This window comes from Egicoccus sp. AB-alg2 (assembly GCF_041821065.1).
Lineage (GTDB): Bacteria > Actinomycetota > Nitriliruptoria > Nitriliruptorales > Nitriliruptoraceae > Egicoccus.
In genome coordinates this window covers 94,329-114,325 of the sequence record NZ_JBGUAX010000006.1, presented here as the reverse complement: position 1 = coordinate 114,325, position 19,997 = coordinate 94,329, and the positions used below count along the sequence as shown (strand labels likewise).

21 protein-coding genes and 1 riboswitch are annotated in these 19,997 nt (G+C 74.0%); of the genes, 13 read left to right on the top strand and 8 right to left on the bottom strand.

Features of this window, described 5'->3' with window-relative positions:
* Positions 1 to 6: 6 nt before the first annotated feature.
* A complete protein-coding gene (locus tag ACERM0_RS12805) occupies positions 7 to 1,077 on the bottom strand; it encodes a homoserine O-succinyltransferase (protein ID WP_373678996.1) in 1,071 nt (356 codons plus the stop codon).
* Between the two features lie 170 nt (positions 1,078 to 1,247).
* Here ACERM0_RS12805 and ACERM0_RS12800 point away from each other — a divergent pair, with 170 nt between their 5' ends.
* A complete protein-coding gene (locus ACERM0_RS12800) occupies positions 1,248 to 1,811 on the top strand; it encodes a hypothetical protein (protein ID WP_373678995.1) in 564 nt (187 codons plus the stop codon).
* Entirely contained in the window at positions 1,808 to 3,382 is a 1,575-nt protein-coding gene (locus ACERM0_RS12795; protein WP_373678994.1) for an FAD-dependent monooxygenase, read from the top strand. The genes ACERM0_RS12800 and ACERM0_RS12795 overlap by 4 nt, the downstream gene beginning before the upstream one ends.
* 34 nt (positions 3,383 to 3,416) lie before the next feature.
* Here the strand turns inward: ACERM0_RS12795 and ACERM0_RS12790 are convergent, their stop codons facing one another.
* From ACERM0_RS12790 to ACERM0_RS12775, 4 genes are all read right to left on the bottom strand, one after another.
* Complete coding sequence (locus ACERM0_RS12790; RefSeq protein ID WP_373678993.1) at positions 3,417 to 4,151, bottom strand: GntR family transcriptional regulator; 735 nt, start codon at positions 4,149 to 4,151, stop codon at positions 3,417 to 3,419.
* Between the two features lie 34 nt (positions 4,152 to 4,185).
* A complete protein-coding gene (locus tag ACERM0_RS12785; protein WP_373678992.1) occupies positions 4,186 to 5,103 on the bottom strand; it encodes a sulfite exporter TauE/SafE family protein in 918 nt (305 codons plus the stop codon).
* Positions 5,100 to 5,714, bottom strand: a complete 615-nt coding sequence (locus ACERM0_RS12780) for a rhodanese-like domain-containing protein (protein ID WP_373678991.1) — start codon at positions 5,712 to 5,714, stop codon at positions 5,100 to 5,102. The genes ACERM0_RS12785 and ACERM0_RS12780 overlap by 4 nt, the downstream gene beginning before the upstream one ends.
* A gap of 64 nt (positions 5,715 to 5,778) precedes the next feature.
* Positions 5,779 to 7,140, bottom strand: coding sequence for a rhodanese-like domain-containing protein (locus ACERM0_RS12775; protein WP_373678990.1), 1,362 nt, complete (start codon positions 7,138 to 7,140; stop codon positions 5,779 to 5,781).
* Positions 7,141 to 7,356: 216 nt separating this feature from the next.
* Here ACERM0_RS12775 and ACERM0_RS12770 point away from each other — a divergent pair, with 216 nt between their 5' ends.
* On the top strand, positions 7,357 to 7,740 hold the full coding sequence (locus ACERM0_RS12770) for a hypothetical protein (protein ID WP_373678989.1): 384 nt from the start codon (positions 7,357 to 7,359) through the stop codon (positions 7,738 to 7,740).
* Positions 7,741 to 7,846: 106 nt separating this feature from the next.
* Positions 7,847 to 7,975, top strand: a riboswitch (TPP riboswitch).
* 5 nt (positions 7,976 to 7,980) lie between these two features.
* Here ACERM0_RS12770 and ACERM0_RS12765 read toward each other — a convergent pair.
* Entirely contained in the window at positions 7,981 to 8,241 is a 261-nt protein-coding gene (locus ACERM0_RS12765; RefSeq protein ID WP_373678988.1) for a hypothetical protein, read from the bottom strand.
* 211 nt (positions 8,242 to 8,452) lie between these two features.
* Here ACERM0_RS12765 and ACERM0_RS12760 point away from each other — a divergent pair, with 211 nt between their 5' ends.
* From ACERM0_RS12760 to ACERM0_RS12730, 7 genes are all read left to right on the top strand, one after another.
* Positions 8,453 to 8,962, top strand: coding sequence for a hypothetical protein (locus ACERM0_RS12760; RefSeq protein WP_373678987.1), 510 nt, complete (start codon positions 8,453 to 8,455; stop codon positions 8,960 to 8,962).
* A 46-nt stretch (positions 8,963 to 9,008) separates the two neighbouring features.
* A complete protein-coding gene (locus ACERM0_RS12755) occupies positions 9,009 to 9,665 on the top strand; it encodes a dienelactone hydrolase family protein (RefSeq protein WP_373678986.1) in 657 nt (218 codons plus the stop codon).
* A 93-nt stretch (positions 9,666 to 9,758) separates the two neighbouring features.
* On the top strand, positions 9,759 to 10,031 hold the full coding sequence (locus tag ACERM0_RS12750) for a 2TM domain-containing protein (protein ID WP_373678985.1): 273 nt from the start codon (positions 9,759 to 9,761) through the stop codon (positions 10,029 to 10,031).
* Positions 10,032 to 10,047: 16 nt separating this feature from the next.
* Positions 10,048 to 10,761, top strand: a complete 714-nt coding sequence (locus ACERM0_RS12745) for a hypothetical protein (protein ID WP_373678984.1) — start codon at positions 10,048 to 10,050, stop codon at positions 10,759 to 10,761.
* Between the two features lie 63 nt (positions 10,762 to 10,824).
* On the top strand, positions 10,825 to 12,225 hold the full coding sequence (gene zwf / locus ACERM0_RS12740) for a glucose-6-phosphate dehydrogenase (RefSeq protein WP_373678983.1): 1,401 nt from the start codon (positions 10,825 to 10,827) through the stop codon (positions 12,223 to 12,225).
* Between the two features lie 3 nt (positions 12,226 to 12,228).
* On the top strand, positions 12,229 to 12,945 hold the full coding sequence (gene pgl / locus ACERM0_RS12735) for a 6-phosphogluconolactonase (RefSeq protein WP_373678982.1): 717 nt from the start codon (positions 12,229 to 12,231) through the stop codon (positions 12,943 to 12,945).
* A gap of 124 nt (positions 12,946 to 13,069) precedes the next feature.
* Positions 13,070 to 14,353 carry an ANTAR domain-containing protein gene (locus ACERM0_RS12730; RefSeq protein WP_373678981.1) on the top strand — a complete coding sequence of 428 codons (1,284 nt, stop codon included), beginning with the start codon at positions 13,070 to 13,072 and terminating at the stop codon, positions 14,351 to 14,353.
* A gap of 17 nt (positions 14,354 to 14,370) precedes the next feature.
* Here the strand turns inward: ACERM0_RS12730 and ACERM0_RS12725 are convergent, their stop codons facing one another.
* Positions 14,371 to 15,339, bottom strand: coding sequence for a DUF4349 domain-containing protein (locus ACERM0_RS12725; protein WP_373678980.1), 969 nt, complete (start codon positions 15,337 to 15,339; stop codon positions 14,371 to 14,373).
* Between the two features lie 179 nt (positions 15,340 to 15,518).
* Between ACERM0_RS12725 and ACERM0_RS12720 the strand changes: the two genes are divergently transcribed.
* From ACERM0_RS12720 to ACERM0_RS12710, 3 genes are read left to right on the top strand one after another with little or no spacing between them, the layout of a single operon-like run.
* Positions 15,519 to 16,418: an ABC transporter ATP-binding protein gene (locus ACERM0_RS12720; protein WP_373678979.1), complete on the top strand. Its 900-nt coding sequence runs from the start codon at positions 15,519 to 15,521 to the stop codon at positions 16,416 to 16,418.
* A 57-nt stretch (positions 16,419 to 16,475) separates the two neighbouring features.
* Entirely contained in the window at positions 16,476 to 17,510 is a 1,035-nt protein-coding gene (locus tag ACERM0_RS12715; protein WP_373678978.1) for an ABC transporter substrate-binding protein, read from the top strand.
* Positions 17,507 to 19,615, top strand: coding sequence for an iron ABC transporter permease (locus ACERM0_RS12710; RefSeq protein ID WP_373678977.1), 2,109 nt, complete (start codon positions 17,507 to 17,509; stop codon positions 19,613 to 19,615). Before ACERM0_RS12715 ends, ACERM0_RS12710 begins: the two co-directional genes overlap by 4 nt.
* Positions 19,616 to 19,630: 15 nt before the next feature.
* Here the strand turns inward: ACERM0_RS12710 and ACERM0_RS12705 are convergent, their stop codons facing one another.
* Complete coding sequence (locus ACERM0_RS12705; protein ID WP_373678976.1) at positions 19,631 to 19,963, bottom strand: DUF5655 domain-containing protein; 333 nt, start codon at positions 19,961 to 19,963, stop codon at positions 19,631 to 19,633.
* Between the last annotated feature and the right edge of the window lie 34 nt (positions 19,964 to 19,997).

Here is a 19,997-nt window from a genome sequence, read left to right as displayed (position 1 = left end):
CCGGCGTCAGCTGCGCCGGCCGAGGGGATCGTCGGGGTCGACGCCGTCCATGAACGGCACGCCACGGCGGACGTCGGTGAGCCGGTAGACCAGCCCCAGCCAGTTGGCGAAGACGGCCTTGGCGGTGTCGGCCCAGGTGTTGTCCAGGCCGCGTGCCAGCTCGGCCTCCGGGAAGTCGGGCAGGGGGCCACCGGCCTCCCGTGCCGTCAGCACGGCGTCGACGTGCTCGTGGGCGCGGCGTGCGGCGTCCGGCGTGAAGTAGTGCTGGGGCAGTGGCGGGATCGTGGTGAGCTCACCGGCGGCGTAGCGGGTGACCTCGCGCTTGTACTCCTTCAACAGGCTGACGGCGTCGTACTCGGGGTGGCCCTGCAGGTAGACCATGCGGATGCCGTCGCCGCTCACGCCGAGGTGGAAGTCGCCCTCCGTGCTCTCGATCAGCACCTCGAGGCCGGCGCGTTCCACCTGCGACGAGGTGATCTCGTTCCAGCGGGAGTGGGGGACGTCGAAGCGGGTGTTGATCCCGCGCAGCAGCGGGTGGGCCGGGCGGATCGAGCGGTGGAGGAACACGCCCCACCGCTTGGTCTGCAACCGGCGGCGGTGGATGCCGTGGGTGTGCTGCAACAGGGCGTGGGTGGCCAGGCAGGAGCACAGCACGGAGGTGACGTTGTCGCTCGCCCAGGAGATGACTTCCTGCAGCGGCGTCCAGAACGCCTCCTCCTCCAGCCGTGGGTTGGAGACGTTGGCGCCCGACACGATCAGCGCGTCCAGCCCCTCCTCGCGCAGCTGGGCGAACGGCGTGTAGTAGCGGTCGATGTGGGCCTGCGCCTCGGCGCTGCGTGCGAGCCCGGGCACGGTGAAGGGATGGACGTAGATCTGCACGATGCGGTTGGCGTGCCCGACGAGCCGGATGAACTGCTGCTCGGTCACGTGCAGGGCCGCGTCCGGCATCATGTTGAGCAGGCCGACGTGGAGCTCGCGGATGTCGGCGTGCTCGGCCAGGTCGACGCTCAAGACGTCCTCGCCGTCGGCGGCGAGTTGCTGGAACGTCGGCAGTGGGGAGTGGGCGACGATCGGCACGGTGCTCCTGCGGGGGTGGGGCCGCGCCCCGACGCTAGCGGCCGGCGCCGCGAGGGTCGTCCGCGGGGCGTGCGAACGCACCGATCTCGCCCGCCGGCGGCGGGCGGGAGGTCTGCCCCTGCCTGCCGTCACGGTTGGCGACGACCATGACGCACGGCACGGAGGTGGTGATGGCGTCCCCAGCGCTCGGCGCGTTCGCCCGCGACTTCGCCGGTTCCGCGGCGGCGACGGCCTGGCTGTTGGCCCGCGGTCGGCTACGGCTGCCCGGTGACCACGTCGGAAGTGATCTCCTCTTCGCCGACGGCACGCGCTCGCGCGTCTACCGCGAGACGGTGGTGGCCCCGGCCGTGACGCGCCGTCCCGCCCTGCTGGTGGTGCGGTTCCGGCTGCGGCTGGTCGGCACGAACCCGACCCTGCACGCGTTGTTCCGGGCGGAGTCGATCGCCAACACCCCGCTGTTCGCCGGCTTCCCCGGCTTCCGCTCCAAGCTGTGGTGCACCGACCTCGACACCGGTGTCTACCGCGGGGTGTACGGCTGGGACGGCGCCGACCTGGCGACCGATTACGCCACCACCCTCAGCGCCCTGCTGCGGGTCGTGAGCGAGGCTGGATCGGTCGACTTCCACGCCGTCGCCGACGTCCACCGTGACGCGTACCTGCGGGATCCGGCGCTCGCCGGCGATCCCGGACCCGGGCACGCCTGGTGGCGGCTCGCGCAGCCGCTGGCCGCGTGAGCGAGGTGCTGGTGGTCGGTGCGGGGCCGACCGGGCTGGCCATGGCGGCGTTCCTGCACGCCCACGGTGCCGGGGTGCGCGTGGTCGAGCGCCGTGCCGAACCGCGACCGTCACGTGCGTTCGTCGTCCAGCCACGGACGCTCGAGCTGCTGGCGCCGCTCGGGCTCGCCGACGCGCTGCTGGCGGAGGCGGTCCCTCTGGCCGGCGTGCACCTGCACGCCGGCCGTCGCAGTGTGCCGGTCGGGCTCGCCGAAGCCGGGATCCGTGACACGGCGTTCCCCTATCTGTTGCCACTACCGCAGGCGACCCTCGAGCGGGCGCTCGAGGCGCATCTGCTCGCTGCAGGCGTGCCCGTGGAGCGCGAGGTCGAGGCGCTCGCGTGCCGCCCGACCACCGCGGGCGTCACCTGCGTGCTCCGCGGTCGGGACGGTCGGCGCCGCGACGTGGAGGTGGACTGGCTGGTCGGCTGTGACGGTGTCGACAGCACCGTGCGCCGGGACCTCGGCATCGCGTACCCGGGCGGCGAGTACCGCGCCGCCCTGCTGCTGGCCGACCTCCAGGTCGAGGGCGACGGCCTGCGACCCGACGCGTTGCACGCCTATGTCGGCGCGCCGGGGATCCTGTTCCTGTTTCCGTTCCCCCGTGCCGGCGGTTGGCGGTTGTTGACGGTGGCGCCGGCCGCCGCCACGCCGGGCGACCAGGTGGACCTCGCCACGCTGCAGGCGGTGACCGACCGGTTCACCGGCGGCGGCGTGCAGCTGTCCGAGCCGTCGTGGACGGCGAAGGTGGTGCTGCGGCACGGGCAGGCCCGCCGGTACCGGCACGGTCACGGGATTCTCGCCGGCGACGCGGCGCACGTGCAGAGCCCGGCCGGCGCGCAGGGCATGAACACCGGCATCCAGGACGCCGCCAATCTGGGCTGGAAGCTGGCCTACGTCGCCACGGGGCGGGCACCGGAGTCGTTGCTGGACACTTACGAGGCCGAGCGGCGGCCCGTCGCCCGGCGCGTCCGTCACGTGACCGACCTGGCGTTCCTGGGCGAGGCGGCCGACCTGCCGCCGCTGCCGTTGCTGCGTCGGTGGACGGCGCCGGTGCTGCTGCCCCTCGTCCGGGGCCGGTCGCTGCCGGCCTTCGCCGTGCGGCTGCTCGGTGGTCTGTGGGTCAGCTACCGGCGGAGTCCGGACGTTGCGGACGCGGCCGCCGTGCCGCCCGGCGGGGTACGCGCCGGTGACCGGCTGCCGGACGTGACCGTGGACGGGCGCCGCCTGCACGAGGTGGTCTCGGATCCCGGCTACCACCTGTTGCGGTGGCCGGCCCGGCGTGCCGCGGAGCCGTCGTGGGACGACCCACCCGCGCACGTGCTCGTCGACCGCAGTCGCGTCCCGCTGGCCGTGCACCAGTTCGAGGCGCGCCACGACGTGCGTGCCACCCGCCCGGCCCGGCGACGTCTGGCCGACGCCGAGGGTGCGGTGTACCTCGTGCGCCCCGACGGGCACGTCGCCTACCGGGAGCGCGGCACGTCGCTCCAGGGTGTCCTGCGTCACCTCGGCGACCGCGGCCTGCTCCGGTGACGGGCCTGTTCCGGTACCGGGGCCCGTGCCGTCGTCAGCCCGGCGGGGGCTGGCCGGCGCGCCACGACGACGTGTAGAGGAAGCGCTGGCCCCGGATCAGCGTCACCCGACACTCGACCGGCCGCTGGCCGCTGCGACCGAGCCGGCGGACCCGTAGCAGCGCCTCGTCGTCGTCGAGGTCCAGCAGCGACCGGGCGTCGGCGTCCGGGACCAGCGGTTCGAGGGTCTCGTCGACGGCGGTGACGACGGTGCCGGTGCGCTCGCGCAGTTGGTCGTAGAGGGCCGTGCGACCGAAGTCGACGTCCAGCAGGGGACGGCCGAGGTCGGCCGGCAGCCAGACGCTGTCGAGCGCCAACGGTTCGTCGGCCGCGAAGCGCAGCCGCTGCAGGTGCACGAGGTCGGCGTCGGCCGGCAGTTGCAGGCGCGCGGCCGCGTCGGCGTCGTGGGTCGGCTCCAGCGCCAGTACCTCGGAGCGCTGCTCGAGGCCGCGTTCCTCGACGGCCCGGAACAGGCTGTAGAGCCCGCCCAGCGGCTGCTGCAGGGGCGCCTCGTTGAGGAAGCTGCCGCGGCCGCGTTGGCGCTCCACGAGTCCCCGCGCCCGCAGGCGGCGCACGGCCTCGCGGACGGTGTGGCGGCTGACGCCGTACCGCTCGGTCAGCTCGCGGTCGGTGGGGAAGCGGTCGACGATCTCGCCGGCATGGATCCGCCGCTCGAGGTCGTCGAGGACCTGCTGCCACAGCGGGCGCCCGGCCTGGCTCACGTCGGGCACGGGCGCCTCCGTCGGACGGCGGTCGGATCGTCCGTCAGGGTAGGAGGTCCGCGCCGTCCTCCCTTGCGGCGACGGGCTCCGCGTCGTCGTGCGGTCGCGTGCCACGACGCCGCCGCCGTCGGACGAGCAGCGCCACGCCGACGCCGACCAGCGCGGCCACGGTCCAGGTGACCGGCGCGGTGGCCAGCGCGCCCAGTCGCCCCGCCGGCGCTTCCTGAAGCAGCATGAACGCGGCCATGGCGGCGACGAACCAACCGAAGGTCTGCCGCAAGCGTTGCTCCGGCACGCGCCCGGCGAGGCGGCCACCCGCCAGCGACCCGACGACGGCGGCCGCGGTGACCGCGGCGGCCAGGCGCCAGTCGATGGTGGTGCTGGCGAGGTAGCCGAGCAGCCCGGCGCCCGACTTCAGTGCGATGACCAGCAGCGACGTGCCGACGGCGCTCGCCATCGGGAGGCCCCCCAACAGGGCCAGCGCCGGCACCACCAGGAACCCGCCGCCGGCGCCGACCATGCCGGTGACGGCGCCCACCACGACGCCCTCGGCGACGATCCGGACCACCGACTGCTCGTGTCCGACGGCCTCCGGACGGGGCGGCGTGCGGCGGCCCCGCAGCATGGCCGCGGCCGTGAGCCCGGCCATGACGGCGAACCCGATCAGCAGCCAGGTTCCGGGCACGAACGCCGCGAGGCGGCCGCCGCCGTACGCGCCGGCCATCCCGGCCGCGCCGAAGATCGCCCCGGTGCGCCACCGGACCCGGCCGGCGCGGGCATGGGCCAGCATGCCGGCAGCACTGGTGATCCCGACCACCAGCAGCGACATGGCGATGGCCGCTTTGGGGTCCTGGCCGGCGACGTAGACCAGGACGGGCACCAGCAGGATGGAGCCGCCGCCGCCCAGCAGGCCGAGGCTGACCCCGACCAACACCGCCAGGACGAGGGTCGCCGCGATCATCGCGCCGCCGGGCCGCCGGCGTCGGCGAGTGCCTCGACGACGCGGTCGACGTCGCAGTGCACGGCATCACGGTTGTACGGCAGGCGCTGCAGCAGTTGGCCCATGAGGCAGGTGTTGGTCACGGCGGCGACCACCAGACCGCCACCCACGGCCGTCGCGAGCCACTTCAGTCGCGGCACCGCGAGGCTGCCGAGCCCCGCCGACAGCACCAGTCCGCCGGCGACCAGGCGGACCTGCCGCTCGAGGTCCCAGCGCTGGCGGCCGCGACGGACCTCGCCGCCGGCGGCCTCCCACCCGAGCATGCCGCCGTCGAGCACGTGGACGTGGGGCAGGCCGGCCTCGGCCAGGGCCCGCTCGGCCTGCGTCGCGCGCTGCCCGGAGCGGCAGACGAGCACGACCTCCTCGTGGAGGTGGCGGACCAGCTCGTCACGGTGCTCGCGCAGCGTGTCGAGCGGGACGTTGTAGGCGCCCGGGATGTGGACGCTCTCGAACTCGGCCGGCGTCCGCACGTCGAGCACGCGCGGCGCGCCGTCGGATCGCAGCCAGTCGCGCAGGTCGGAAGCGGGCAGGTGCTGACCGGGACGGGCCGGGGCGGTGGTGGTGTCGGTCACGGGTCCTCCTGGGGAGCGCGGGGGCGGGAGCGGGAGTGGCGGAAGGCGGTCGAGGGGGGAGGGATCAGTCGGTGGTGAGGGTGAAGTGGCGGTGGGCGTTGGCGTCGAACACGTCATCGACCAGCACGACGTCACGTCCGGACCGGGCCAGCAGGGAGGCGGCGATGGAGGCCCGGTAGCCGCTGGCGCAGTGCACCCATACGGGGCCGGCGGGCACGTCACCGAGCCGTTGCTCGAGCTCGTGGAGTGGCACGTGGACGGCCATGTCGAGGTGGCCGGCCTCCCACTCCAGGCGTCGCCGGGCGTCGAGGACCACCAGCTCGGCGCCTTCGTCGAGGGCGCGGCGCAGCCCGGCGAAGTCGGTGACGTGGTAGCTGCCACGGTCGGCGGCGGGAGTGACACCGGCCAACCCGTCGGGCACCTGGCCGGCGGGGCGGTCGATGCCGATGCGCACGAGCTGGCGCTGCATCTGCTCGACCTCCTCGGGGGAGTCGGCGAGCAGCGTGACGGGCGTCCCCCACGGGATGAGCCAGCCGAGGTAGGTGGAGGCGTTGTCCTCGAGCTGGATGTTGAGCGTCCCACGGACGTGCTCGTGCGCGAACACGCGGCGGTTGCGCAGGTCGACCACCCACTCGCCGGCGTGGATGCGGCGCAGGAGCTCGGACGTGACGACCCGCTCGACGGGCGACAGGTCGACCGGCGCGGGGCCCCGACGGTTCGTGGGGCCCATGTGGGCGTAGTAGGCCGGGTAGGCGTCGAGGCCGGCGACCAGGGTGGCGACGAAGTCGTCCTCGTCCGTGATGCGCAGCGCCTGGTTGTCGCGTCGCTCCTGCCCGAGGGTGGAGGCCTCGGCGCCGGTCGTCTCGCCGGAGGAACAGAAGCTGCCGAACCCGTGGGTCGGGCGCACCTCGACCTCGTCGTCGAGTGTGGCCGCCAGGCGCTGCGCCGAGCGGTACTGCAGCCGGGTCAGCTCCTCGGTCAGCGCGGCGGTGACCAGGTCGGTCCGGCCGACCGAGCCGAACAGCAGCGAGCCGCCGGTGAACACCGCGCGGTCGCGGGCGCCGTCGTGCAGGACGTAGGACAGGTGGGTCGGCGTGTGCCCGGGCGTGTGGAGCGCCCGCAGTGACAGCTCGCCGACCTGCACGACGTCACCGTCCTTCAGCGGCGAGAACGGGAAGTGGAGCTCCTCGTCGGCGTTGAGGTGGTACTCGGCGCCGGTCCGCCGCGACAGTTCCAGCCCGCCACTCACGTAGTCGTTGTGGACGTGCGTCTCCAGGACCGCCACCAGGGTCACCCCGTGCTCGTCCAGGAGGCGCAGGACACGGTCGATGTCGCGCTGCGGGTCGATCACCGCGGCCACCTGCCCGTCGTGGACGAGGTAGCTGCGGTCACCCAGCGAGGTGGTCTCCAGGGTCACGATGTCCATGTGGGGCCCTCCCGGGCGCGTGCGTGTCTCGAGCGGCGTCGTCGACAACGCCGCAATTGTACGGACAATTCCGCCGAGTGGTTCGGACGTTCGTCAGAGAGGGGCGAGGAGTTCGCCTCTGTCGCGTCCGCGCGTCGTGCCGGACACTCGAACTGGTCGGGACGGACGTTCTCCGTGCACCCGATCGGTTCCTCACCAGGGAAGGAGGCGAGTACGGTGAGACTGGATCGTCGGGACACGATCGCCACCATCCTCGTCACCATCGCCGCGTTGACCTACCTCGGCTACGTCGTTCTCGGCGAACTGCCGCTCGTGCAGGATGCACGGGGCATGGGCGCGGTCGGCATCATCCTCGGCGCGGCTGCCTTCGCCACGCTCGGACTGGACGCGTTCGGTCCGCGGTGGCTGGCTGTCGGCGGCGGCGCACTCACCCTGGCGCTCGGGATCACCGCTGCCGTCCTGGAGACGGGCACGGCTGCCGCCTGGTTCCTGGCCGCCTTCTTCGTCGCTCTGATCGCCATGCTGATCCTCGGACTGGCACGGCACCTCGAGGTGCCGGCCGGCCGCGGCGCGGGACGCCACGCCGGCGGTCACGCCTGAGGCCGCGACACCCACGGCCGCCGCGCGATCCGCGGCGGCCGTCGGCTCGGGACGTCCGCCCCTTGCCGCGGGCCGGTCACCGCGCGAACATCGGGTGAGCGACGTCCGTGTGGTGAGCGGGAACTGGCGCCCCTCCGCCATGAAGCGGAGGCACCCAGCTGAGAGGCCGCTGCGGCGGCGACCGCCACAACCTGATCCGGCCAGTACCGGCGAAGGGACCACCGCACGGGCGTCGCGCCGTCATCCGCCGGTGCGCAGCCGGGCCAGCACCCGGTCGAGGACGTCGGCGTTGTGGTCCTGCTCGCCGGCGCCGGCGGCTTCGTCACGCCACAGCGCCCACAGTTCGTCGTCGTAGTCGCCGGTGCGGACGTGTTCCAGGTCGACGTGGCGGCGCACGAGCATCACGACCTGACCACGATCCATGGTCGGCTGGCCTGCCGCCGTGCGCGCCGGCCCGCCGAGTTCGTCGAGTCCGCCGTTCGCGGATTCGTGCTGCGCCATCGTGCGTCCTCGCCTCGACGTCGGCCCCCGTGGGGGACTCCAGTCTGGGTCGCGGCAGCCGTATCCGGACAGGGACAGGAGGCCTGCCGGCGCTTCGCGAGCCGGGGCCCGAGGGCCCTCCACACACGGGACCGTCCGGCACTGGACCGGGGCGGCGGTCGGACGTATCACGAACCTGAGGGCAACGCTCGATCCAGGCGAGGTGAGGACGATGGGCACCGTCACACGCACCACCCTCACGGTCGTCCTCGGCATCGCGGCGGTCGTGCTCCTGGTCGCACTGTTCGGCCGCGGTGGTGGCGTGGTCACCGCCACACCGGCTGCGGACGGCACGGTGCGCATGGTCATGGAGGAACGCGCGTTCGCGCCGACGGACGTCACGATCGTCGCCGGCCGTCCGGTGACCTTCGAGTTCGTCAACCGTGACGTCGGCAGCCACATGGTGAGCTTCGGACGTGCGGTGGTCGAGGAGGACCAGCGCGCCGTCGGCTTCGGCGAGGACCTGCTGGCCGGCCTCGACGTGGACGTGCGCCCGTCCGTGGACCGAATGGACGTGCAACCGCCCTACCGCGGGACGACGATCATGGTGCAGGGCGGCGAGACGGTCTCGGTGACCTTCACGGTGCCACCGGAACGGCGCGGCGACTGGCAGATCGGCTGCTTCACGTCCCGGGGGTGTGACTACCGCACCGGCATGGCGGCCGCCCTCCACGTCGAGTAGCACGCGCCGGGACCGGCCCCGCGACGCGACCCGGGGGAGATGGGTCATGGCACTCGAGGCGCACACGACGGAGGTCAGCATCCCGGTCGTGGGAGGCGCGCTGTACGGTGACTGGTCCGTGCCCGCGGCACCGGCGGGCGTCGTGGTCTTCGCGCACGGCAGCGGCTCGAGCCGGTTCAGCCGACGCAACCAGCTCGTCGCGGCCGTCCTGCAGCAGGTCGGTTTCGCCACACTGCTCATGGACCTGCTCACACCGGCGGAGGAGGACGTCGACCGGGTCACGCGGGGCTTCCGGTTCGACATCCCGCTGCTCGCCGACCGGGTCGTCGCCAGCATCGACTGGCTGCGCGACGACGAGGTCTTCCGTCCGGGCCGCGTCGGTCTCTTCGGGGCCAGCACCGGCGCGGCGGCGGCGCTGGTCGCCGCCGCGCAGCGTCCGTCCGCCGTGGGTGCCGTCGTCTCGCGCGGGGGACGACCCGACCTGGCCGGACCGGCCCTGCGCCGCGTGCGTGCGCCGACGCTGTTGATCGTCGGCGAACGCGACCGGACGGTGCTGGCGCTCAACCAGCAGGCGCGCGCGGAGATGTCGGCTCCCGTCGAACTCGACGTCGTGGCCGGCGCCACGCACCTGTTCGAGGAACCCGGCGCGCTCGAACGGGTCGCCACGCTGGCCCGGGACCACTTCACGGCCTGGCTCGTCTGATGCCACCCGTCCTCCCACGGCGGGCACGTCGGCCCTGTTCGCGCCCGGCGGCGTGCGCCACGCTGAGATCGTCGGTCGAGGGAGGTGTTCACCATGACCGTCGAGTTCGAGACCCGCGAGCAGGAGTTGCGTGCTCGCGCCATCGCACAGCTGGAGAAGAAGCGCGAGTTCTACGGCCACGCGCTGGTGTTCCTGGTCGTCAACGGCCTGTTGATCCTGACCTGGGCGCTGACCGGCGCAGGCTTCTTCTGGCCGATGTTCCCGCTCGCCGGCTGGGGCATCGGGCTGTTCTTCCACGGGTTGGACGTGTACGGCGGCGAGCCGTCCGAGGACCGCATCCGGACCGAGATGGACCGGCTGCGCTGATGCCGGCCCTCGCGCCGTGACCACCGTCCGGAGCCCGCGCACCCCCGCGGCGGAGCGCCGGGCCGACGTCTGGCGGCGCTGGGTCGCGGCCAACGCCCTGGCGGAACTGGTCGGCCTGAGCCTGGCCGCGGGTGTCGCGATCATGGTGGCGCCCTGGCTGGACGCCGGCGAACCCGCCCCCCTGTTCACCGCCACGGCACTGGTGATCGCCGGCGGTGGCCTCGAGGGGCTGGTGGTCGGGCGCCTGCAGTGGCAGGTGCTGTGCGACCCGCTGCCCGTGCTCGCAGCGGGGCGCTGGGTGGGCGCGACCGTTCTTGGTGCGGTGCTCGCCTGGACGCTCGGGATGCTGCCGTCCACGGCGATGACCCTGCTGGACGGCGGCGGTGGCCAGGCGCCGGCCGCAGCGCCGTTCGGGGCCGCCGTCCAGTACGCGCTGGCCGCGGTGCTCGGTGCGGTGGCCGGCCTGGTGCTCGGCTGGCCCCAGGCGCGGGTCCTGCGGGGCCACGTCCCGCGTGCCGGGCGTTGGCTGCTCGCCAACGCCGTCGCCTGGGCGGTGGCGATGCCGGTGATCTTCCTCGGCATCGACCTGGCATTCGCGCTGCGGACCCTCCCGGCCCGGATCCTCGTCGGCATGCTGACCTGCCTGGCGGCCGGGGCGGTGGCCGGCGCGATCCACGGCCGGTGGCTGGTGCGCATGACCATGGGACACGACGTGCCACGGCGCGCATGAGGGAGCCGAGGCGTCACGCGCCGGGCGACGTATCGTGGTGGCAGCCGAGGGTGGAGGACGTGGGTGACGGACGGCGCTCGACCGAACGACGGGCTGGTCCTGTTCGGCGCGACCGGCGACCTGGCCCGCAAGAAGCTCTTCCCGGCGCTGCTGCGCCTGGCGGAGCAGGGCCGCCTCCCGGACGTCGTGGTCGGCATCGGCCGCTCGGCGTGGGACGTCGAGCAGCTGCGGGCGCACGCACGCAAGGAGCTCGACCTGTCCACTCCGTCGGCGCAGGCCGCCTGGGAACGGCTGTCGGCGGCCCTGCGGTACGTGGCCGGTGAGTACCGGGACCCGGCGACCTACACCGCCCTGTGCGCGGCGCTGGACGGCGCCGAGCGGCCGCTGTTCTACCTCGCCGTACCGCCCAGCGTGTTCACCACGGTGATCGAGGGGCTGGCGGGCGCCGGGCTCTCTGCGCGTGCACGGGTCGTGCTGGAGAAGCCGTTCGGCCGCGACCTCGCGTCCGCCCGGCGGTTGAACGGCTGCGTGCTCGACAACTTCGACGAGTCGCAGGTGTTCCGCATCGACCACTTCCTCGGCAAGGAAGAGGTGCTGGACCTGCTCGTGCTGCGGTTCGCCAACGTGTTCCTGGAGCCGATCTGGAACCGGCAGTACGTCGATCACGTGCAGATCACGATGGCCGAGGACTTCGGCGTCGAGGGCCGTGGCGGCTTCTACGACGAGGTCGGCACGTTGCGCGACGTGGTCCAGAACCACCTGCTCGAGCTGCTGACGCTGCTCGCGATGGAGCCGCCCGCCGGCGCGGACGCGGCCGCGTTCCGTGACGAGCGCTACAAGGTGTTGCGGGCCATGCCCGCGCTCGACCCCGCAACGGTCGTGCGCGGTCAGGTCGAGGGATACCGCGACGAGGCCGGTGTCGACCCGGCGTCGACCACGGAGACGTTCGTGGCCCTGCGCGCCGAGGTCGACAACTGGCGCTGGGCGGGCGTGCCGTTCTTCGTCCGCGCCGGCAAGAACCTGCCGACGACGGTCACCGAGGTGCTCGTGGAGTTCAAGCGACCGCCGCGGCTGTTCTTCGCCCGCGGCGACGGCCCGGCACCGCACCCCAACCACCTGCGGTTCCGAGTCAAGCCCAGCGAGGAGCTGAGCTGGAGCGTGCAGACGAAGGAGCCGGGCGAGGAGCTCTACAGCCGTCCGGTCGACCTCGCCTACACCTACGACCCGCACCGCGACGGCCCACGCGACGAGGCCTACGCGCGCCTGCTCGGTGACGCCCTGGTCGGTGACCAGCGGCTGTTCGCGCGCGCCGACAGCGTCGAGGAGTCGTGGCGGATCGTCGCACCGGTCCTGGAGTCCCCGCCGTCGGTGCAGCCCTACCGGGCAGGGACGTGGGGGCCGCCGGAGGCCGCCGCGCTGCTCGGCGAGGCTCGAGCGTGGCACGACCCGGACCGGGGCGACTGACGCGTGCACGTCGAGGTACGAGACCCCGAGGTACTCCCGGGCGTGGTGGCGGCGACGATCGCGGCGATGCTCCGGGAGGCCGTCGCGGCCCGGGGCGTCGCGACCCTCGCGGTCAGCGGCGGCCGGACGCCGAGCGCGATGCTCGCGGCGCTGGCGGCCGAGGACGTACCGTGGACGAAGGTGTGGCTGCTGCAGGTCGACGAGCGGGTCGCGCCGGCGGGCGACCCGGCCCGAAACCTCGTCGGGTTGCAGGACGCGCTCGTTCGGCACGGCCCCGTGCCAGCAGGGCGCATCCTGGCCATGCCCGTCGACGGGACGTCGACGTCCGAGGAGGCCGCGCGCCGTTACGCGGCGACGCTGCGGGACGTCGCCGGGCGCCCACCCGTGCTGGACATCGTGCAACTGGGCCTGGGCGACGACGGCCACACCGCGTCACTGGTGCCGGACGACCCCGCGTCGGAGGTCACGGATGCCGACGTAGCGGCCACGGAGACCTACCGCGGCCACCGGCGGGTCACCCTGACCCGACCGACCCTCGACCGCGCCCGGCACCGCGTGTGGCTGGTCACCGGCGCCGACAAGGCGGGCGCGGTCGCCCGCCTGTGGGCCGCCGACCCGACGATCCCCGGCGGCCGTATCCGGCGCGAGCACGCGCTGCTCCTCCTCGACCCCGCTGCAGCCCGATTCCTCGCTGCCGATGCGGCAGATGGCCGCGGGTGAGCGTTCTCGCCGGCCCGGCTCGGCGTACCGACTAGAATCTCCCGCAATCCGAGCCTTCCCCGATCGCGGCACCGAAGCCCTTCCGGATGCCGAGGTTCGCGTTGTCCCGAGGAGCACGCAGACCGTGACCGAGACACGGTTCCCGCCCCGTGGCAGCCTGCCCGCCGACGCGGTCACCGCCGACGGCGGCACGTCGGGGCCGTCGGTGGAGGAGCAGCTGGTCCGCAAGCAGGCCGAGGTCGAGCAGTTGTTCTCGGCCATGCGCCACCGCGCCGTCATCGAGCAGGCCAAGGGTGTGCTGATGGGCTGGCTCGGTGTGGACGCCGAGCGCGCCTTCGGTCACCTGGTCGGCTACTCGCAGCGCAACAACCGCCGCCTGAGCGAGGCCGCCGCCGCGCTGGTCGCCTACGCCAGGGAACGGCGGCCAGCGTCCGACGAGGCCGCAGCCCTGCCCGACGACCGGCAGCTGTTCGCGGAGGCGTCCCAGCGCCGCCTGCAGGAGCTGCTGGGGGACTCGGCGATCGCCGCGGCGCCGGACCTCGAGCACCTGTTGCGGGAGGTCCGTGCCACGTTGGAGCCGCCGCCCGACGGCATGCTGCTGGGGGCGCTCGAGCCCGACGGCGCGGTCCGGGTGCTCGTCACCTTCGGCTATCCGGCCAGCACGATCTCCGGCTGGGAACGGATACCACCCCGCGCGGACGTGCCGATCGCCGACGCCGCCACCACGGGCCGGGCGCTGTTCTTCGCCGACCGTGACGAGCGGATCGCCGCCTACCCCGGCTCGCGCCACCTGCCGGCCGAGCACACGTCCATGGCCTGTGTGCCCGTCGTCCTCGCTGGCCGCAGCCTCGGCGTGCTCGGCCTCACCTGGGGGACGCCGCTGACCTTCGACGCAGAGCGCCGTCGGGTCCTCCAACAGCTGGGGGAGCGCTGCTCACGGCCGCTCGCCGACCACCTCCGCCACCTCGACGCACACGACGTGGCCCTGCCCGGGCTCACGGTCGACCCGGGTCGTGATCGGTGGTTGCAGGCCGCGTTCGACCAGATTCCCAGCCCGATCGCCGTGCTGGACCCGGTGCTCGACGACGCCGCCGACCTGATCGACGTGATGGTCGTGCACCTGAATCCCGCGTCCACCCGGCACCTCGACGACCCCACCCTGCCGATCGGGCGCAGCCTGCTGGACCTGTCGCCGTGGGTCGGCAACGACGTGCTGTGGTCGGCCCTGCGTACCGTGCTGGCAGACGGGATCCCGCAGAGGCTGCCGCGCTACGACGTCCAGGTCAACATCGAGGGGCGCCGTGACGTGGTGCTGCACGACCTGGGGATCGCCCGCATCGGCGGGATGCTGCTGCTGACGTGGTCGTCGACGGAGCTCCGCGACCGCGCCGGGCCGGCCACCGGCTGACGAGCGCGCGGCTCGGATCAGGGCGGCGACGAACGTGCCGCGGCCAGCCGCTCGTGGCGCCGCCAGGCCGCCCAGGCGACCACCAGGGGCAGGGCGACGACCGCGACCACCGGGACCACCGCCAACCCGATCCAGATGGCGACGTCCGCCACGGCGGTCAGCGCCCGGCTGGCGGCGGCGACCGCGGCGCGGACCGTCTCGCCGGGGGACCAGCCCGGGTCGCCGACGGGTACCGCCGACACCGTCGGGACGAGCCGCACCGTGATCGTCGCCAGCGACACCTGGTCGTCGAGGACGTCGAGGCGGCCTTCGATACGGTCGATCTCCGCCCGCACCTCGCGGATGCGCTCGTAGACGGTCAGCAGGTCCTCCGCGCGTGTCGTGCCCTCGCCGACCTCCTCGAGCAGGGCGCGCAGCTCGGCCTCGAACGCCTCGAGGTTTCGCAACTGCGCCCGGAGGTCGGCGCTCTCCACGGTCACGTCCTGCTCGTCGATGCGACGGACGGGCGCGTTGTCGGCCAGGGCCTCGAGCCGGTCGAGTGTGGCATCGAGGTGCTCGCTGGGCACCCGCACGGTGAGCGCGCCGCTCAGCACGCCCTCCGCGTCGCGGCGCAGGTCCGCGGTGGCGACGAAGCCGCCGGTCTGCTCGACGATCCGCGCCACGCCGTCCGCCACGGTCCCGGGGTCGGCGTCCTCCAACTCCAGCGTGGCGGTCCGGATGACCCGTCGACCGAGCGTCGCGGCGGTCGGCAGCGCCTGGTCCGCGTCGCCGGTCGCGGCCCCGCCGTCACCGGCGCCGCCGCCCGCGGTCTCGCCCTCCGCGGAGTCCTCCGCGGGGCCTTCGGCCGGCTCCTCCTCCGCCTGGGGTGCCGACGTGTCCGCCGTCTCCGTCGCCGCGTCGTCGCCGCCCGCGCTGCAGCCGCCGAGCAGCAGGACCGCCATCCCGACCGCCACCGCCCGACCCGTCACGCCGCCCGTCGTGCGCATCCGCCATCTCCCGTCGTGGACACCGGTGGGACGCCGGGCGCAAGGGGTGGGTTCCACCGGACGTCGTGGTCGCCACGTCGGGTCCTCGTGACGTCGCCATTTGCGAGGTAGGTGAGGTTGCCCTTAGTGTTGGCATTCAGGTTCACTTCACCTTCGCCGGCCGGTCGCGAGGACACGTCATGGCACTGCGCAGCACCGCCGAACCGGCGGCTCCGTCGGCCGTCGAGGCCGCTCCCCCGGTGCTCGGCCCGGAGAACGCGGCGTCGGCAACCGCCGCTCTCCGGGGCGAGGCCCTGCACCTCGGTTACGGGGATCGGCCGGTCGTCGCCGAGGCGTCGTTACGGCTCGTCGCCGGTGAGGTGCTCGCGCTCGTCGGTCCCAACGGCAGTGGCAAGTCGACGCTGTTGCGCGCCCTGGCCCGACTGCACCGCCCGACACGGGGGACGATCCGCCTCGCGGATGGCGCGACGGCGGACGACCTGAGCCCCCGGGCGTTCGCGCGGCGGGTGACCCTGCTCGCCCAGAACCGGCCGACGCCGACGGGTGTGCGGGTCCGGGACGTGGTCACCTACGGCCGACATCCGCACCGCGGCCGCTTCCGTGGCGACGACCCGCACGGTCCCGCCGCCGTCACACAGGCGATGGCCGTCACCGGCGTGGCCGACTTCGCCGACCGCGGTGTCGACGAACTGTCCGGTGGGGAGTTGCAGCGCGTCTGGCTCGCGACCTGTCTCGCCCAGGACACGGGCGTGCTGCTCCTCGACGAGCCGACCAACCACCTCGACCTGCGCTACCAGGTCGAGATGCTCGACCTCGTCCGCGCCCTCGCGGACGACCACGGGGTCGCCATCGGGGTCGTGCTCCACGACCTCAACCAGGCCGCCGACGTCGCCGACCGGATCGCCCTCCTGCATCGCGGCCGCATCCGGGCGGCGGGTGCCCCCCACGAGGTCCTCACCGGGGAGGCGCTGGCGGACACCTACGGCATCCCCGTCGACGTCACGGTCGATCCGGAGACCCGCCGGGTCACGACGCGGCCGCTGGGCCGCCGTGGCCGCGCGGCCGGCGCCGACGGCTGACGTCCCCGCGGACGGGACCGTCCCGTCCGCTCGAACCGCGCTCTGCGGAGGAATCGCATGCGAAGGATCCGACTCGTCGTGCTCGCGGCCGGTGCCGTGCTCGCCCTGACCGCCTGTGGCAGCGTGGAGGCCGCGCAGGACGCCGCCTCGGACGACGCGGGGACGGACGCCGGGGCGGGCGACGCCACGGCGGCCGAGGACGCCGGTGGCGAGGCCCCGGCCGGCCCCGTCACGCTGACCGACGCGCGCGGCGAGGAGCTCCGCCTCGACGCCCCCGCGGCGGAGGTGGTCGGGCTCGAGTGGGGGGTCGTCGAGAACCTCGTCAGCCTCGGGGTCATGCCCGTCGGGGTCGCCGACGTCACCGGCTACACCAACTGGGTGCAGGCCGCGCCGCTGGACGACGGCGTGGAGGACGTCGGGATGCGCGGCGAGCCGAGCATCGACGCGCTCGTCGCCCTGGATCCCGACCTGGTGATCTCCACGACCGACCTGGCACCCAACATCATCGAACAGATCGAGGAGTTCGTCCCCGTCCTGGTCGTGCGCGGTGCCGACGCCGAACGCCCGATCGAGCAGATGCGCGACAACCTCGAGCTGACCGCCGATGCCGTCGGTCGCGGCGAGCAGGCACAGACGTTGCTCGAGGAGCTCGACGCGGCGCTGGCCGACGGCGCCCAGCAGATCGCCGACGCAGGCGCCGAGGGAGACGCGTTCGTGCTCGCCGACGGTTGGATGGAAGGCAGCAACGTCTCCATCCGGATGTTCACGCCAGGATCGCTTGCCGGCGCCGTCGGCGAGGAGCTCGGCCTGGACAACGCCTGGGACGCCGAGGGCGACCCCGACTACGGCCTGGCGCAGACGGATGTCGAGGGGCTCGACGGACTCGGCGACGTGCACTTCCTCTACTACGCCAACGACCAGGCCGGTGGCGACCCGTTCGCGGAGGGGCTGACGGGCAACGCCATCTGGGAGTCGCTGCCCTTCGTGGAGCGCGGCGACGTCGACCGCCTGCCCGACGGCATCTGGATGTTCGGTGGGCCGCGCTCGGTCGAGCAGTTCGTCGAGGCCACGGTCACCGCCGTCACCTCGTGACGCGACCGCTCGCGCCGGGACGGGCGGGGACCGACGCCCCCGACACGACCGCATCAGTGAGCGCACCCGTGCGGCCGGTCCGGGTCGCGGCGGTGGGGGCGCTCGCGGTGGGCGCCGTGGTGGTCGTCGCGGTCGTCCACGTCACCCAGGGGACCTCGTCCGTGGGGGCGGGCGATCTGCTGCGGCTCCTCGTCGGGCAGGGCGCCGACCGCACCGCCGCGGTGTTCGTGGCGTCCCGGCTGCCGCGGCTGCTGGCCGGGGCGCTGGTCGGCGTCGCGCTCGGCTGCTCCGGTGCCGCGCTGCAGTCGCTGGCGCGCAACCCGCTCGCCTCACCCGACACCCTCGGGGTCAACGCCGGTGCCTACCTCGCGGTCGTCGCCGCTGCGGCGTTCGGCTGGTCGCTGCCCGTCCTGCCGGCCGGCGGGCTGGCGTTCGTGGGCGGGCTCCTCGCCGCCGGGCTGGTCCTGGCGCTGTCGGCCGGCGGCGTCAGCGGCCCGACCCGGCTGATCCTGGCCGGCTCCGCCGTCGCGCTCGCGCTGCACTCCCTCACCGTGCTGTTGCTGCTGCTGTTCGGCGAGGCGACGGTCGGACTGTTCGCCTGGGGCAGCGGCTCGCTGGTGCAGAGCAACCTGCGCGCCGTGAGCCAGATGGCGCCAGTCGTCGCAGTCGGCGTGGCCGGCGCGATGGCCCTGGCGCACCGCCTGGACCTGCTGGCACTCGGCGACGACACGGCGGCGGTCCTCGGTGTGCCGGTGCGCACCACCCGGCTGCTGGTCGTGCTGGTGGCCGTGCTGCTGAGCGCCGCGGCCGTGACGGTGGCCGGCCCGGTCGGTTTCGTCGGCCTGGTCGCCCCCGTGCTCGTGCGCCTGTTCGCGACGCGGCTGCCCGACCTGCACCGCCACCGGGTCCTGTTCCCGCTGGCCGGGCTGACCGGCATCCTGGTCGTGCTCGGCGCCGACGTCCTGCTGCGCGCCGTCCTCGGCGGCCAGGGTGGGATCGACGTCCCGACCGGCGTGGTCACCACCGGCTTCGGTGCGCTCGTGCTGATCTGGCTCGCCGCCCGGTTCCGTGACTCCGGACCGACGCGCCAGCCGGCCGCGGCGGGGGTCGGGGCCCGCACCCGCCGACGGTTCGTCACCGTCACCGTGCTCGCGACGGCAGTCGTGCTGGGGGCGGCGGTGCTCGGCATGCTGGCCGGTGACCTCTGGGTGCTGGGCGGTGACCTGGTGAACTGGGCCAGCGGCCGCTCCGGGCGGGTCGTGACCCTGGTCCTCGACGCCCGCTTCCCGCGCGTGGTCGCCGCGCTGGCCGCCGGCGCCGCCCTCGCGGTCGCCGGCACCGTCGTGCAGGCGGTGTGCCGCAACCCGTTGGCCGAGCCGGGACTCCTCGGCATCACCGGCGGGGCCGGCCTGGCGGCCGTCGTCGTCCTGCTGGTCGTGCCCAGCGCAGGCATCTGGGGCGTCACCGGCGCGGCCGCGACCGGCGCCGTGGCCGCGTTCGCGCTGGTGTACGGGCTGGCGGCGCGCGGCGGCCTGGTCTCCGACCGGCTCGTGCTGATCGGGATCGGCGTCTGGCAGGGCGCCGGTGCCGTCATCACGTTCGTGATCCTTGTCACCAGCCCCTGGAACGTCGCGTTGGCGCTGACGTGGCTGTCCGGCTCCACGTACGGCCGCACGCTCGCCCAGGTCGCGCCGGTCGCGCTGGCGCTGGCGGTGCTGACGCCGGTCGCCGCGTTCGTGCACCGCGAACTCGACCTCGTCCGCCTCGACGACGACACGCCTCGGGTGCTGGGCGTCGCGTTGGCGCGTGTCCGCCTGACGGCCCTGCTGACGGCCGCCCTGCTGACCGCCGCCGCCGTCAGCGCCATCGGCGTGGTCGGGTTCGTCGGTCTGGTGGCACCCCACCTCGCGCGGGCGCTCGTGGGTGCACACCACCGGCGGCTGCTGCCGGTGGCGGCCCTGCTGGGCGCCGCCCTGGTGAGCATCGCGGACACGCTGGGACGCAGCGTCATCGCCCCGGCGCAGGTCCCGGCCGGCCTGCTGACCGCCCTGATCGGCACGCCCTACTTCGTGTGGCTGCTGTGGCGTTCGCGCACGGCCGCCTGACACGGCGCGCGAGCGTCAGACGGCGGCCTCCTGGGCCTCGCGCAGCCAGTCGGCGACCTCCTCGTCGACGTCCGCGAGTCCGGTCACGGCGAGATGGTGCTGCCACCGGTTGGGCGACAGTTGCACCACCTGCCGCCATCGCGACGACGCGATCGGGCGGTCGAGCAGCACCGACAGCACCAGGTCCACGGGCGGCCGGTCCAGGTGGACACCGGGTCGCCACAGCACCGCGAAACCACGTCGGGGCGTCCGGTACGTCACCTGGGTCTTCGTGACCAGGACCTCGACGTCGCCGTTCTCGTCGAGGAGGTCGCGGACGCGGTGGTGGACGTCCAGTCCGAGTGGCATGCCCGCGAAGTACTCCTCGACGGTCCGTGGCGGT